Genomic DNA, 14,233 nt, shown 5'->3' on the forward strand with positions numbered 1-14,233 from the left:
GCGAAGAGGAAGCGGATGACGAGCGGGGCGCACCGGCACGCCCAGGAGGTGTGCGAGCCGGGACTGAGTCTCTACGCCCGCGCGCTGCGCGAGGGCCGGGTGGCCCGGGCCGCGGCCGAGGAGACACCCTGCCTGCTCACCGCGGGGCTGCTGACGCCGGACCCCGACGACCCCGGCCTGCTGGAACCCGTACCGCCCGCCGTCGCCCTGCACCGCGGACTGCGGTCCCTCGCGGACCGCGTGGCGGACGAACGAGGGCACGCGGCACGGCTGGTGGAGACGTTCGAACCGTTCCTGCGGCTCACCCCCCACCCCACCGCCGCACCGGAGTCGCCCGCCATCGGCGTCCTGAGCGGCCCGGCCCGCATCAACGAGGCCATCACCTCGGCGATGGCCGAGGCCCGGCGGGAGATGCTGTGCATCCAGCCGTACACCGCCCCCGCCGACCGCCCGCCGACCGTGCACCTCCTGCCCATGGAACGCGACCAGGCCTTCCTGGACCGGGGCTGCCGGATCCGCACCCTCTACCAGCACACGCTGCGGCACGCGCCGACCATCGCGGCACGCTACGAGCAGATCCGCGGCGACGTCGAGGCCCGCACCCTCGACGAGGTCACCGACCGGCTCATCCTGCTCGACCGCACCGTCGCCTTCGTCCCGGCCAACAAGGAGCGCAGCCTCGCCCTGGAGGTCCGCCACCCCGCGCTGACCGCGTACTTCGCCACCACCTTCGAACGCCTCTGGGAGCTGGCCACCCCCATGTACCCCGAGGCCGTACGGCAGCCCACCCTGAACGGGGTCACCCCGCGCCAGCGGGCCGTCGCCACCCTCCTGGTGGAGGGCCACACCGACGCGGTGATCGCCGACCGCCTCGGCATGAACGTCCGCACCACCCGCGTCCACATCGCCCGACTCGCCGCCGGCCTCGGCAGCGAGAGCCGCGCCCAGCTCGGCTACCTCATCGCACGCTCAGGAATCCTCGACCAGGAAAGAGACCCGACGTGAACGCGCCGCCGCATCCCCACCACGGCGTGGCAGAACTCTGCACCCCGGGCAGACAGCTCTACGAACGCGCCCTGCGCGAGGGGCATCTCGCGGCCGGCGACGCCGAGACGGCCCCCTGCCTGCTCGACCTGGGCCTCCTCCACCCGGCGGTCGACGATCTGCGCCGGCTGGAGCCCGTGGCCCCCGCCGTCGCCCTGCACCGCCAGCTCAACGCCACCGCGGCCCGCATCGCCGACGCCCGGCGCCACGAGGAGGAGCTGGCCACCCTCTTCGAACCCCTCATGCGCCTCACCGGCAGCCGCACCGCCCCCGCGGAGTCCGCCTCCCTGCGCATCCTCAGCGGCAACGAGCAGATCAACCGGGCCATCACCGAGGCCATGGACGAGATGCGCGAGGAACTGCTGTGCATCCAGCCGAGGACCGGCCTCGACACCGAGATGGCCGCCGGCGCCATCGAGATCGCCCGCCGCCGCGACCAGGCCGTACTCGACCGCGGCTGCCGCATCCGCACCCTCTACCAGCACACCACCCGGCACATCCAGATGGTCATCGGCCACTACGAGCTGCTGAGCGGCGACGCCGAGGCACGCGGCCTCGACGAGGTCACCGACCGGCTGCTCGTCGTCGACCGCACGGTGGCCTTCCTGCCCGCCAACGAGGACGGCACCCTCGCCCTGGAAGTCCGCCACCCCGCCCTGATCACCTTCCTGGCCACGGCCTTCGACCGCTTCTGGCGGCTGGCCACCCCCATGTACCCCGAGGCGGTGCAGCGGCCCTCCCTCAACGGGGTGACCCCCCGTCAGCGGGCCATCGCCACCCTCCTCGTCGAAGGCCACACCGACGCCGTGATCGCCGCGCGCCTCGGCATGAACATCCGCACCGCCCGCGTCCACATCGCCAAGCTCGCCGCCGGCCTCGGCAGCGAGAGCCGCGCCCAACTCGGTTATCTCATCGGCCGGTCCGGGATCCTCGACCAGGAAGAACATCAGGAAGGGCGTCCGGGACCGCGCCGGTGATCCGGCCCTCCGGCACATGCGCCCCGGCGGGTCCGAGCCCGCCCACCTCGACCGGTCCGTCCAGCCCCACCTGCGCGATCCGCACCCCCAACTGGGTCCGGCTCGCCGCCCCGAGGGTCTCCGAGAGCCGTGCGATATGGGCCCGGCAGGTACGGACGCTGATGCCGAGGCGCTCGGCGATCACCGCGTCCTGGTGGCCCTCCGCCAGCAGCGCGGCGATGGACTGCTCGCGGTGCGAGATGCCCTCGATACGGGTCTCCGGGAGCGGGGCGGTCAGCGGGATCGCGAGCCGCCACAGCCGCTCGAAGACCGTCACCAGATAGGCGATCAGGGCGGGGTGGCGCAGCTCCAGCGCCATCGTGCGATCGGCGTTCGCCGGGATGAAGGCCACCTTGCGGTCGAAGAGGATCAGCCGGTCGACGACCTCGTCCAGGGTGCGGGCCTCCACCGCGTCGCCCATCAGCTCCAGGTAGTTCAGCAACCCCTGCCCGTGCCGGGCCACATGGTTGTACAGGTCGCGCATCCGCACGCCCCGGCCACGCAGTTCCAGCGCCCGGTGCAGGCCCTCCGACAGCTCGTGCTCGCGCCGGATGCCGCCCGGCTGCACCGTCAGCACCTCCGTCGTACAGGCCTCGGTCGCCTGGTCCAGGGCCGCCTGGATGCGCGAGGAGCCGTCCAGGACACGGATCGCGGCGCCCTCCTGGGCCCGCGCGCCGAGCCCCGGGCCGCCGAGACCGGCGTACCACTCGAAGGCGGCGACGGCCGAGCCCACCCGCCGCTGGCTCGCGCTCACCTCGTCGTGCAGACCGCGCAGCAGCCGGGTCATGACCTCCTGCGGGGAGGTCGGCACCAGCCACTCCATGTCGTCGGGGTCGGGATGCAGCAGGGCCAGCTCCAGCAGACAGGGAACCGGCTCGGCGTCGCCGCGCGGCACGCGTCCCCGCCGTACGGCCCGGGAATACACGCGATCCCCGGCCCCGCACAGTCGGTCAGCACCGTGTGGATGCTCCTCCGTCCCGTGCCCGGCCATCGCCCATCCCACCCCCGCCTGACACCTCTCCGACGCGCCTTCCGCGACGCAACTATGCGCGGCGCGGACCGGCTCCGCAACACGGCTCCCCCGGCCACGGCAGCGGAAAACCACTCATATACCCGGGTTTCTCCCGGCCTCCGCCCCTCGCATTGCAACAAGCTGATGGTGGTGCGCGCCGACCGGGCCGGGCATGGTTGATTCCACTTCCCCCCGGGTGCTCCGCACCCGGGTCGGTCCGGCCGGACGACGGGGGAGCCCGGCCGGACCCGGGGAACGTCTTGCGGAGGCGTGCGTTCCCGGAAACCGCCGGGTGATCGCCCTGTTACGTCCCGCACTTACCTTCTGGCCATGGCGGACATATTCGACGCATACGCGTTGGCCGATGCATGGGACGAGATGTTCGAACGGCCGGGTGAGGTCAGGACCGCCTATGAGCCGGTACTGGCGGCGCTCCAGCCGATCGAACCAGGTGAATTGCGCTTCCGGGCGGACCAGATGGCCCGTTCGTTCACCGACCGCGGCGTGACCTACGCCTTCGCGGGCGAGGAGCGGCCCTGGCCGCTGGATCTCGTGCCGAGGATCCTCGACGCCCTCGAGTGGGATTTCATACAACGCGGGGTCGGGCAGAGAGTCAGGGCCCTGGAGGCCTACCTCGCCGACGCCTACGGGCCCTGCCGGGCCTTCGAGGACGGTGTCGTCCCCTGGCGGCTGCTGCTGACCTCCCCGCACTTCCACCGCGCGGCCCACGGGGTGGAGCCCCCGAACGGGGTCCGCATCCATGTCGCCGGAATCGACCTGGTGCGCGACGAGGCCGGGGACTTCCGGGTGCTCGAGGACAACGTGCGGGTGCCCAGCGGGGTGTCGTACGTCATCGAGAACCGGCGCGCCATGACCCGGGTGTTCCCCTCGCTCTTCGACGGCCAGCACGTCGTGCCGGTCGACGGCTACCCGGCGCGGCTGCTGGCCGCGCTGCGGGCCGCGGCCCCGGAGCGGACCACCGACCCCCGGGTCGTCGTCCTCACCCCGGGTCCCAGTAACGCCGCGTACTTCGAACACGCGCTGCTGGCACGGCTGATGGGCGTGCAACTGGTCGAGGGGCACGACCTCGTCTGCCGCAACAACCGGGTGTGGATGCGCACCACCCGGGGCGAGGTGCCCGTCCACGTCGTCTACCGGCGGCTCGACGACGACTTCCTCGACCCGCTGCACTTCCGCCCCGACTCGGTGATCGGCTGCCCCGGCATCCTGAGCGCCGCCGTGGCCGGGAACGTCACCCTCGCCAACGCGGTCGGCAACGGCGTCGCCGACGACAAGCTGCTCTACACCTACGTCCCGGACCTGATCCGCTACTACCTCGGCGAGGAACCGATTCTCCCCAACGTCGAGTCGTACCGCCCCGACGAGCCGGGCCAGCTCGAGGCCGTCCTCGACCAGATCGACCGGCTGGTCGTCAAGCCGGTCGACGGCGCGGGCGGACAGGGCATCGTGATCGGCCCGAAGGCCGACGCGAAGACCCTGGAGAGGACCCGCAGGGCGGTCGCCGCCGACCCCCGCGGTTTCATCGCCCAACGGCCCGTCGCCCTGTCCACGTCCCCCACCCTCGCGGGCGAACGCATGGCACCCCGCCACATCGACCTGCGCCCCTTCGCCGTCAACGACGGAGGCGACGTCTGGGTGCTGCCGGGCGGCCTGACCCGGGTCGCCCTCCAGGAGGGCAACCTGATCGTCAACTCCAGCCAGGGCGGCGGCTCCAAGGACACCTGGGTGCTCGCCGAAGGCCCCGTCGAGGGCCCCTCCCGCGACGCCGGCGACGGCACGCTCCCGTCCGTCGTCCCCCGCCAGCTCGGCCCCGACGGGACCCCCACCCTCGTACCGGAAGGGGCGCAGCAGCAGTGAACGACGTGATCCTCTCCCGCATAGCGGAGTCGCTGACCTGGACCGGCCGCTATGTCGAACGGGCCGACGCCACCGCACGGATCCTCGACGCCTACCTCCACCGCATGCTGGAGGACCCCTGGCGCGACGAGGACGCGGCCTGCCGGTCGCTGTACGCGATCCTCGGCATGGACGCGGGCCGCGCACCGGTCGACATGCAGCAGGTCCTCGACCAGCTCGCCTTCGACGCCCGCTCGACGGGCTCGATCGAGGGCGCGCTGGGCGCGGCCCGGCTCAACGCGCGAAGCGCCCGCGAGGCGGTGTCGTCCGCCATGTGGGAGTGCCTGAACGCCACCTGGCACGCCCTCGCCGACCAGCGCCGCGCCGCCCGCCGCACCGGTCCGTACGCCTATCTGGAACTGGTCCGCAGCCGCGCCGCGCTCTTCTTCGGCCTGGCCGACTCCACGATGAGCCGGGACGACTCCTGGCGGTTCGTCGTCCTCGGGCGGAGCCTGGAGCGGGTGGACATGACCGTACGGCTGCTGTCGGTGCGGGTCCTGGACGCCGTGCACGCGCCGGACTGGCCGACGCTGCTCAGCGCGTCGGGCGCCGACGAGGCGTTCGCACGGGTGTACGGCGGTTTCGGGGACACCGCGCGTGTCGCCGAGTTCCTGCTGCTCGACCGGGACTTCCCGCGCTCGGCGCTGCACGCGCTGACCACGGCGGAGGAGTGTCTGTCCGCGCTCGGCCGGCCCCGCCAGGATCCGGCGCGCCGCCCGATCGGCCGGCTGCGCACCCGCCTGGAGTACCTCGACACCCAGGCGTTGGAGGACCAGTTGCCGCTGCTCCTGCGGGACCTTCAGACGGCCTGCATGGCCTCGGCTGAGGCGGTCGCCGAGCGGTTCTTCCCGTACCAGGGGCCCGTCGTGTGGGCCCAGGAAGGAGCGTGAGCGCGATGACCCGCAGGCTCCGCATCCAGCACACGACCCGCGTCTCCTACGCGCAGGCCGCGGTCTCCTCCCACAACGAGGTCCGGATGACCCCCCTGACGCTGCCCCGGCAGACCACGCTGGATTCCCGGGTGACCATCCGCCCGGCGGCCACCACCTGGTCGTACTGGGACTACTGGGGCACCCAGGTCACCGCCTTCGAGCTGATGGACCCGCACGCCGATCTCACGATCACGGCCTCCAGCCTGGTCGAGACGGCCCCGCCGGGCGAGCTCCCCCCGGCCCCCGGCTGGCCGGAGATCGCCGGCCGTGTCGCCGGCTCCCGGCTGCTGGAGTTCGCCGCCCCGACGGTCCGTACGACGGTCCCGGCGAAGCTGCTGAAGAAGGCGCGCAAGGCCGCCGCGGGCCTGGACCCCCACGAGACGGCGGTGGCGGTGTCCTCCCTGGTCGCCGACCGGGTCGCCTACCTGCCCGGCGCCACCGGGGTGAACACCTCGGCGGCGGAGGCCTGGGAGCAGGGCGCGGGCGTCTGCCAGGACCTCGCCCATCTGACGATCGCGCTGCTGCGCGGCCTCGGGCTCCCGACCCGGTACGTCTCCGGCTACCTCCATCCCGAACGGGAGGCCGAGCTGCACCGCCCGGTGGCCGGGCAGAGCCACGCCTGGATCGAGTACTGGGCGGGCGACTGGCACGGCTACGACCCCACCAACCGCACCCGCGCGGACGAGTCGCACGTCGTCGTCGGCCGGGGACGCGACTACGACGACGTCACCCCGCACAAGGGCGTCTACCGCGGCGTCGCCGGCGGCCCGCCGGAGGTGACGGTGGAGTTCACCCGGGTGGCGTGAGGGGCGCGCGGCGGGGATCTCCTCTCGCGGAGGTGCCCGCCGGGCCCTGTGGACGCGCCTACTTCAGACCGATGGCGTCGCAGGCCTGCTTGAACTTCGGGGTGCAGATGTCGGACACCTTGTAGATGCCGTCCGCGACGACGGTCGACTTGATGTTGCTCTTGGTGAGCGCGACCACGGTGACCAGCTTGGCCGGGATGTCCTTGGTGGTGGGGCTGTCGACCTTGTCACGGGTGAGCGCCTCGAACTGCAGCTCACGGCCCTGGACCTTGGCGACGGCCGCCTCGGCCGCGGCCTCCGCCTCACCGGCGTACGGCTTGTAGACGGTCATGTACTGCTCGCCGGTGACGATCCGCTGCACCGCCGGGAGCTCGGCGTCCTGGCCGGTGATGGGCGGCAGGTCGCTGTCGCTGACGCCCGCGGCCTCCAGGGCCTTGATGATGCCGCCGGCCATGGCGTCGTTGGCCGAGTAGACCGCCGCGATGTTGCTCTTGCCGATCTTCTCGATCGCCTTGGTCATGCTGGCCTGGGCGATGGTCGGCTTCCAGCCGTCGGTGTCGTAGGTCGCGGCGATGGTCACACGGCCGTTGAGCTCGTTCATCGCCCCTGCCTTGAACTGGGCGGCGTTCGGGTCGGTGGGCGAGCCGTTGATCATGACGATCTGGTCGGAGGTGTCGGCCGAGCCCAGCGCCTCGGTGATCGCGCGGCCCTGCACCTCGCCGACGAGTTCGTTGTCGAAGGAGACGTACGCGTCGATCGGGCCCTCGGCGAGCCGGTCGTAGGCGATGACCGGGATGTTCGCCTCCTTGGCCTTCTGGACCATGGGCGCGATCTTGTGGGAGTCCACGGCGTCGAGCAGGATGCAGTCGACCTTGTCGTCGATCATCTTCTGCATCTGGGCGTTCTGCTTCTTGACGCTGGAAGCCGCGTTGGCGTAGTCCGTCTTGCCCTTGTTGCCGGTGAGGGAGGCGATCTTCCTCTTGATGATCGGGTAGTCGAACTCCGCGTACCGGGTGTTCGTCGTCTCCGGCATGAGCACACCGACGGTGATGTCGTTGGTGCGCTTCACTGTCGTGTCGCTGCTGTCCTCCGAGGCCCCCAGCATCCCGCACCCGGCGAGCGAGAGGGACATCGTGGAGGCGACCACAGCTATGGCGATACGACGCATTCGGGGGCTCACTTCAGGTGCGTTCCGGTACTTGGGTTGCGATATCTCGACCCAGTTGTCTCAAAAGCCAACGCGGCGGCAGCCACCGGAGTCAAGCCGAACCACTTAACGAAGTAACAACATCACCGTCCGCTGAGCAAGTGAAGACGCATGGAGACGGAGCGAAGAGGGTACGGACCACTGTTTACGATCCCTCCCCACGACGGGGTCGGCATCGAGCAAAGTTCGTACAACCAAGGCGTGTTCTCACGAGTCGTGATCATGGTGGGCCATCTCTCGCACAGGCCCGCCCTTCCCGACCAGAGGATCGAATGAACCCAGCCAGACTCGCGACGGCCCTCGTGCTCGCCACGACCGGTGGTCTCCTCACCGCCGCGCCCGCCTCGGCCGCGACCACCTGCACATCTCCGGTGTACAAGCGTCAATTCTTCGCGAACACCACCTTTTCGGGCACTCCGAAGAAGACCGACTGCGACACGGCCGTCAGCGAGAGCTGGGGCACGAGGGCCCCGGCATCCGGCCTCCCCACGAACAACTTCGGCGTGCGCTGGACGGTGACCCGCGACTTCGGCTCCGGCGGTCCCTTCACCTTCTCGGTGTCGGCCCAGGACGGCGTCCGCGTCTACCTCGACGGCGTCCGCAAGGTGGACGTCTGGAAGAACGTCTCCACGACGGTGACCAAGAGCGTGAACCTCACGGTCCCCAAGGGCAGGCACACCGTCCGCGTGGACTACGTGAACTGGACCGGCGGCGCGAACGTCACGTTCACCTACACGCCCCGCACCTCGGCGACGTACGACAAGGTCCCCCCGCTCACGCCGACGGGCCACGCGCTCTCCTACGACGGCGTGACCGGCCGGGCGAAGCTCACCTGGGCGAAGAACCAGGAGGTGGACCTCGCCGGCTACCGCGTCTACCGGCGCCCCGCCGACGGCTCCACCTGGACCCTCCTGGCCTCCACCGTCTCCACCGCCCACACCGACACCACGCTCCCGGTGACCGGCGCGGCCTACGCCTACGAGCTGCGCGCCTACGACGTGGCGGGCAACGAGTCGGCGGGCACCGCGGCCAGGACGGTCACCACGGTGGACCGGACGGCCCCGGCCGCGCCCGTCCTGCGCCCCACCGCCAGCGAACCGGAGGGGCTTCGGGTCTCCTGGGGCGAGGTGACGGGGGCGGTGTCGTACCGCGTGTACCGGGCGACGAGCCGCAGCGGCACCTACACCTCGATCGGCACGAGCGACGGGACGTCGTACCTGGACACCACCGCGGTCATGGGCACCGGCCTCCACTACAAGGTGTCCGCGCTGGACGCGGCGGGCAACGAGTCCGCGCAGTCCACCGCCGTGGTCGGCACGCTCCGGGACGTCACCCCGCCGTCCGCCGTCACCGGAGTGACGGTCACTCCCACCACGTACGGCTTCGAGGTGCACTGGGACGCCAACCCCGCCCCCGACCTGGCGAGTTACACGGTCCGCCGGGGCGAACTCTGGGGCGACGAGGGGGACGAGCGGGTCTGCTCCCTGTACCCGGGCTACTCCGTGCCCGCCGGCACCACCTCGTACGCGTACACCACCGTCCCCGACGGCGAGGAGTCCTGCTTCATCGTCGACGCCCTCGACGACGCCACGAACTCCTCGTTCGCCATGACGGGCGAGGCGCAGATCGTGATCGCCACCGAGCTCGACATGACGCCGACCGTGGCCACGCCCGAGGGCTCGCCGCTGACGCTCACGGCCGAGGCCGCCGAGGGCGACGAGGGCAACCGGCTGACCTGGCACGGCCTTGCCGACTCGGCTCCGGAACAGGCCGGCGGCTACCGCGTCTACCGCTGGGACCCGCACACGTCCGCGTACGAGCGGATCGCCGACCTCGCGAGCGGGGCCGTCGAGTACGTCGACACGGAGGTGCCGCGCGGCACCACGTCCTTCTACTGGGTGACGGCGGTCGCCGCCGACGGCACGGAAACCGCGCCGGCGGCCGACTCCACGGTCACCGCTCCCTAGGCGGTCCCCGGAGGGACGACGAAGGGGCCCGGGGGATCAGGTGATCCTCCGGGCCCCTTCGTACGACGCCCCTCTGACGGGGCCGTCGGTCAGTCCTTGGCCTTCTTCGGGCGCCACACCACCAGCGCGCTGGTCTGCTGGACCTCCTGGTACGGGACGAGGTCCCGGCGGTAGGAGGCGTGGACCGCCGCCTCGCGCTGCTGCATCGCCGCCGCCGCTCCCTCCAGGGCGTCCTGGAGTTCGGCGACCCGGGACTGCAGGGCGGCGACCTGGTTCTCCAGCTCGATGATCCGCTTGATGCCGGCCAGGTTGATGCCCTCGTCCTGCGACAACTGCTGGACGGTGCGCAGCAGTTCGATGTCGCGGGCCGAGTAACGGCGGCCCCGGCCCGCGGTGCGGTCCGGGGAGACCAGGCCGAGCCGGTCGTACTGGCGCAGCGTCTGCGGGTGCAGGCCGGAGAGCTGGGCCGCCACCGAGATGACGTAGACCGGGGTCTCCTCGGTCAGTTCGTACGGCCCACGGAAACTGTCACTGCGTCGACGGCCGTCCATCACTCTCAGGCTCCCTTCGCGGCCTCGAACAGCTCCGCCCGCGGATCCTCGTCCGCGGTCGCCTCGCGATACGCCTCGAGCGCGTCACGAGCCTTCCCCGACACGTCCTTCGGCACACTCACCTCGACGGTGACCAGCAGGTCCCCGCGGGTGCCGTCCTTGCGGACCGCGCCCTTGCCCCGCGCCCGCATGGTGCGGCCGTTGGGGGTGCCGGGCGGCAGCTTCAGGGTCAGGGACGGGCCGCCGAGGGTGGGGACCTTGATCTCCCCGCCCAGGGCCGCCTCGGCGAACGTCACCGGCACCGTCACCGTCAGGTTGTCGTCCTTGCGGCCGAACACCGGGTGGGCGCCGACATGGACGACGACGTAGAGATCGCCGGCCGGACCGCCCCGCTCGCCCGGCGCGCCCTTGCCGCGCAGCCGGATGCGCTGGTTGTCCGTGACCCCGGCCGGGATACGGACCTGCATGGTCCGGGACGACTTGGCGCGGCCGCTGCCCTTGCACTCCAGACAGGGGTGCTCGGCGATCAGACCGCGGCCCTTGCAGTCCGGGCAGGGGTCGGTGAGGGAGAACCCTCCGCCGGAGCCCCTGGCCACCTGGCCGGTGCCGACGCAGGTCGGGCACACGCGCGGTGTGCCGTTCTTGTCGCCGGTGCCGGAACAGGCCTTGCACGGGGACTGCGAGGACATGCGCAGCGGAACCGTCGCGCCCTCGATGGCCTCCGTGAAGGTCAGGGTGACCTCGGTGTCGATGTCCTGGCCACGCCGGGGCTGGGTGCGGGTCGTACCGCCCCCGCCCCGGTTGAACAGGCCGCCGAAGACGTCCCCGATGCCGCCGCCGAAGCCGCCGGAGCCCCCGGCCTGGGCGCCGCCCCCGAAGAGGTCGCCCAGGTCGAAGTTGAAGTTGCCGCCGGCGCCCGGCCCGGGGCGGAAGCCGCCGTTGCCGAACAGGGCGCGTGCCTCGTCGTACTCCTTGCGCTTCTTGGGATCACCGAGGACGTCGTTCGCCTCGGAGATCTCCTTGAAGCGCTCCTCCGCCTTGGTGTTGCCCTTGTTGGCGTCCGGGTGGAACTCGCGGGCGAGCTTGCGGTACGCCTTCTTGATCTCGGCCTCGGTGGCGTCCTTGGGGACGCCGAGGACCTTGTAGTAGTCCTTCTCGATGAAGTCCTTGGTGCTCATCCTCGACGCGCCCCCTTTCCGGTGATCCGCTCCGTGTCTACGTCAGCCCTCCTCAGGGCCGTTGTCCTTCTCGTCCGCCGCCTCGGCCGGGGCCGCGTCCGAGGACTCGGCCTTGGCCGCCTGGGCGCCGGGCTGGGGCTCGGCGACGGCCACCCGCGCGGGGCGGATGGTGCGCTCGCCGATCCGATACCCGGGCTGCAGAATCGCCACGCACGTCGTCTCGGTGACATCGGGCGCGTACGAGTGCATCAGGGCTTCGTGGATCGTCGGGTCGAAGGGCTCGCCCTCCTTGCCGAACTGCTGGAGGCCCATCTTGGCGGCGACGGTCTCCAGCGACTCGCCCACGGACTTGAAGCCGCCGACGAACTCGCCGTGTTCCCGCGCGCGGCCGATGTCGTCGAGCACGGGCAGGAGCTCGGTCAGGAGGTTCGCGATGGCGATCTCCTTGACCGCGATCCGGTCGCGCTCGACCCGGCGGCGGTAGTTCTGGTACTCGGCCTGGAGGCGCTGGAGGTCCGCGGTGCGCTCACCGAGCGCGGTGCGCACCTGGTCCAGCTGGGCCACCAGTCCGGCGGTCTGGTTCGCGTCCCCGGCCGGGGCCGCCCCCTCCTCGGAGGCGGCGGCCTTCGGCTCGGCGTCGTCGGGGGTGGCGCCGGAGGGGACGTCGGGCTTCTCCTCGAAGCCCGGGGTCTCCTCCGTCACGCGGCACCGTCCTTGCGCTCGTCGTCCACGATCTCGGCGTCGACGACGTCGTCGTCGGCCTTGGCCTCACCGGCACCGCCGGCGGTGGCCTGGGCGCCCTGGGCGTCGGCGTACATGGCCTGGCCGAGCTTCTGGGAGACCGCCGCGACCTTCTCGGTGGCGGTGCGGATCTCGGCGGTGTCCTCGCCCTTGAGCTTCTCCTTCAGCTCGGCGACGGCACCCTCGACCTCGGTCTTGATCTCGCCGGGGACCTTGTCCTCGTTGTCCTTGAGGAACTTCTCCGTCTGGTAGACGAGCTGCTCGCCCTGGTTGCGGGCCTCGGCGGCCTCGCGGCGGCGGTGGTCCTCGTCCGCGTACTGCTCGGCCTCCTGGCGCATGCGGTCGACCTCGTCCTTCGGCAGCGAGGAGCCGCCGGTGACGGTCATCTTCTGCTCCTTGCCCGTGCCCAGGTCCTTGGCGGTCACGTGCATGATGCCGTTGGCGTCGATGTCGAAGGAGACCTCGATCTGCGGGACACCGCGCGGGGCCGGCGGCAGACCGGTCAGCTCGAACATGCCGAGCTTCTTGTTGTACGCCGCGATCTCGCGCTCGCCCTGGTAGACCTGGATCTGCACGGACGGCTGGTTGTCCTCGGCCGTGGTGAAGATCTCGGACCGCTTGGTCGGGATCGTGGTGTTGCGCTCGATGAGCTTGGTCATGATGCCGCCCTTGGTCTCGATACCGAGGGACAGCGGGGTGACGTCGAGCAGCAGGACGTCCTTGACCTCGCCCTTGAGGACACCGGCCTGGAGGGACGCGCCGATGGCGACGACCTCGTCCGGGTTCACGCCCTTGTTGGCGTCCTTGCCGCCGGTCAGCTCCTTGACGAGCTCGGCGACGGCGGGCATACGGGTCGAGCCGCCGACGAGGACGACGTGGTCGATCTCGGCGAGCGAGATGCCGGCGTCCTTGATGACGTTGTGGAACGGGGTCTTGCAGCGCTCGAGCAGGTCCGCGGTGAGCTGCTGGAACTGGGCGCGGGTGAGCTTCTCGTCCAGGTGCAGCGGGCCCTCGGCGGACGCCGTGATGTACGGCAGGTTGATCGAGGTCTCGGTGGACGAGGACAGCTCGATCTTCGCCTTCTCGGCGGCCTCGCGCAGACGCTGCAGCGCCATCTTGTCCTTGGCGAGGTCCACGCCGTGGCCCGCCTTGAACTGCTGCACCAGGTAGTCGACGACACGCTGGTCCCAGTCGTCACCACCGAGGTGGTTGTCACCGTTGGTGGCCTTCACCTCGACGACGCCGTCGCCGATCTCCAGGAGGGACACGTCGAAGGTGCCGCCACCGAGGTCGAAGACGAGGATGATCTGCTCGTCCTTGTCGAGGCCGTAGGCGAGCGCGGCGGCGGTGGGCTCGTTGACGATGCGCAGGACGTTGAGGCCCGCGATCTCACCGGCCTCCTTGGTGGCCTGGCGCTCGGAGTCGTTGAAGTAGGCCGGGACGGTGATGACCGCGTCGGTCACCTTCTCGCCCAGGTAGGCCTCGGCGTCGCGCTTGAGCTTCTGCAGGATGAACGCGGAGATCTGCTGCGGGTTGAAGGGCTTCCCGTCGAGCTCGATCTTCCAGTCGGTGCCCATGTGGCGCTTCACCGAGCGGATGGTGCGGTCCACGTTGGTGACCGCCTGACGCTTGGCGACCTCGCCGACGAGGACCTCGCCGTTCTTGGCGAAGGCGACGACGGACGGCGTGGTCCTGGCGCCCTCTGCGTTGGTGATGACGGTGGGCTCGCCGCCTTCAAGAACGCTGACGACGGAGTTAGTCGTGCCCAGGTCGATGCCGACCGCACGTGCCATGGTGATCTTCCTCCAGCTGACTTGAGTGGAACGGACTCAAGTGTGCACGAGCCTCACCGCTCGGTCAAC

General features: G+C 71.0%; 12 protein-coding genes. 6 read left to right on the top strand and 6 right to left on the bottom strand.

Annotated elements, in window-relative coordinates; translation table 11 throughout:
- Window positions 1–15 precede the first annotated feature (15 nt).
- On the top strand, window positions 16–1,005 hold the full coding sequence (locus OG852_RS22915) for a helix-turn-helix transcriptional regulator (RefSeq protein ID WP_330348824.1): 990 nt from the start codon (window positions 16–18) through the stop codon (window positions 1,003–1,005).
- Window positions 1,002–2,021, top strand: a complete 1,020-nt coding sequence (locus tag OG852_RS22920; RefSeq protein ID WP_133910832.1) for a helix-turn-helix transcriptional regulator — start codon at window positions 1,002–1,004, stop codon at window positions 2,019–2,021. Before OG852_RS22915 ends, OG852_RS22920 begins: the two co-directional genes overlap by 4 nt.
- Here OG852_RS22920 and OG852_RS22925 read toward each other — a convergent pair.
- Window positions 1,954–3,051, bottom strand: coding sequence for a helix-turn-helix transcriptional regulator (locus OG852_RS22925; RefSeq protein WP_133910833.1), 1,098 nt, complete (start codon window positions 3,049–3,051; stop codon window positions 1,954–1,956). The two genes, OG852_RS22920 and OG852_RS22925, sit on opposite strands and share 68 nt — an antisense overlap.
- A gap of 351 nt (window positions 3,052–3,402) precedes the next feature.
- Here OG852_RS22925 and OG852_RS22930 point away from each other — a divergent pair, with 351 nt between their 5' ends.
- Genes OG852_RS22930 through OG852_RS22940 form a run of 3 tightly spaced genes read left to right on the top strand, consistent with a single transcriptional unit; the run spans window position 3,403 to window position 6,727 of the window.
- Window positions 3,403–4,950 carry a circularly permuted type 2 ATP-grasp protein gene (locus OG852_RS22930; protein ID WP_133910834.1) on the top strand — a complete coding sequence of 516 codons (1,548 nt, stop codon included), beginning with the start codon at window positions 3,403–3,405 and terminating at the stop codon, window positions 4,948–4,950.
- Window positions 4,947–5,879 (top strand): alpha-E domain-containing protein, encoded by a 933-nt coding sequence (locus OG852_RS22935; RefSeq protein WP_133910835.1) that lies wholly within the window; start codon window positions 4,947–4,949, stop codon window positions 5,877–5,879. The genes OG852_RS22930 and OG852_RS22935 overlap by 4 nt, the downstream gene beginning before the upstream one ends.
- A gap of 5 nt (window positions 5,880–5,884) precedes the next feature.
- Entirely contained in the window at window positions 5,885–6,727 is an 843-nt protein-coding gene (locus tag OG852_RS22940) for a transglutaminase family protein (RefSeq protein WP_133910836.1), read from the top strand.
- A gap of 58 nt (window positions 6,728–6,785) precedes the next feature.
- Here OG852_RS22940 and OG852_RS22945 read toward each other — a convergent pair whose 3' ends face one another.
- Window positions 6,786–7,895 (bottom strand): sugar ABC transporter substrate-binding protein, encoded by a 1,110-nt coding sequence (locus OG852_RS22945; protein ID WP_133910837.1) that lies wholly within the window; start codon window positions 7,893–7,895, stop codon window positions 6,786–6,788.
- A gap of 311 nt (window positions 7,896–8,206) precedes the next feature.
- On the opposite strand from OG852_RS22945, the gene OG852_RS22950 reads away from it, so the two are divergent.
- Window positions 8,207–9,901 carry a fibronectin type III domain-containing protein gene (locus tag OG852_RS22950; protein ID WP_330348825.1) on the top strand — a complete coding sequence of 565 codons (1,695 nt, stop codon included), beginning with the start codon at window positions 8,207–8,209 and terminating at the stop codon, window positions 9,899–9,901.
- Window positions 9,902–9,990: 89 nt separating this feature from the next.
- On the opposite strand, the gene OG852_RS22955 is transcribed toward OG852_RS22950, so the two are convergent.
- Genes OG852_RS22955 through dnaK form a run of 4 tightly spaced genes read right to left on the bottom strand, consistent with a single transcriptional unit; the run spans window position 9,991 to window position 14,164 of the window.
- Entirely contained in the window at window positions 9,991–10,452 is a 462-nt protein-coding gene (locus OG852_RS22955) for a heat shock protein transcriptional repressor HspR (protein ID WP_133910839.1), read from the bottom strand.
- Window positions 10,453–10,457: 5 nt separating this feature from the next.
- Window positions 10,458–11,630 (bottom strand): molecular chaperone DnaJ, encoded by a 1,173-nt coding sequence (gene dnaJ / locus OG852_RS22960; RefSeq protein ID WP_330348826.1) that lies wholly within the window; start codon window positions 11,628–11,630, stop codon window positions 10,458–10,460.
- 42 nt (window positions 11,631–11,672) lie between these two features.
- A complete protein-coding gene (gene grpE / locus OG852_RS22965; protein WP_133910841.1) occupies window positions 11,673–12,332 on the bottom strand; it encodes a nucleotide exchange factor GrpE in 660 nt (219 codons plus the stop codon).
- A complete protein-coding gene (gene dnaK / locus OG852_RS22970) occupies window positions 12,329–14,164 on the bottom strand; it encodes a molecular chaperone DnaK (RefSeq protein WP_133910842.1) in 1,836 nt (611 codons plus the stop codon). Before dnaK ends, grpE begins: the two co-directional genes overlap by 4 nt.
- Between the last annotated feature and the right edge of the window lie 69 nt (window positions 14,165–14,233).

The organism is Streptomyces sp. NBC_00582, from assembly GCF_036345155.1.
In the GTDB taxonomy this organism is placed as follows: domain Bacteria; phylum Actinomycetota; class Actinomycetes; order Streptomycetales; family Streptomycetaceae; genus Streptomyces.

Bases quoted from the DNA above. Each gene is read 5' to 3' on its own strand.
- dnaK (WP_133910842.1), bottom strand. From the start codon at position 14,164: ATGGCACGTGCGGTCGGCATCGACCTGGGCACGACTAACTCCGTCGTC.
- OG852_RS22925 (WP_133910833.1), bottom strand. From the start codon at position 3,051: ATGGCCGGGCACGGGACGGAGGAGCATCCACACGGTGCTGACCGACTG.
- OG852_RS22930 (WP_133910834.1), top strand. From the start codon at position 3,403: ATGGCGGACATATTCGACGCATACGCGTTGGCCGATGCATGGGACGAG.
- OG852_RS22940 (WP_133910836.1), top strand. From the start codon at position 5,885: ATGACCCGCAGGCTCCGCATCCAGCACACGACCCGCGTCTCCTACGCG.
- OG852_RS22945 (WP_133910837.1), bottom strand. From the start codon at position 7,895: ATGCGTCGTATCGCCATAGCTGTGGTCGCCTCCACGATGTCCCTCTCG.
- OG852_RS22955 (WP_133910839.1), bottom strand. From the start codon at position 10,452: ATGGACGGCCGTCGACGCAGTGACAGTTTCCGTGGGCCGTACGAACTG.
- OG852_RS22915 (WP_330348824.1), top strand. From the start codon at position 16: ATGACGAGCGGGGCGCACCGGCACGCCCAGGAGGTGTGCGAGCCGGGA.
- OG852_RS22950 (WP_330348825.1), top strand. From the start codon at position 8,207: ATGAACCCAGCCAGACTCGCGACGGCCCTCGTGCTCGCCACGACCGGT.
- dnaJ (WP_330348826.1), bottom strand. From the start codon at position 11,630: ATGAGCACCAAGGACTTCATCGAGAAGGACTACTACAAGGTCCTCGGC.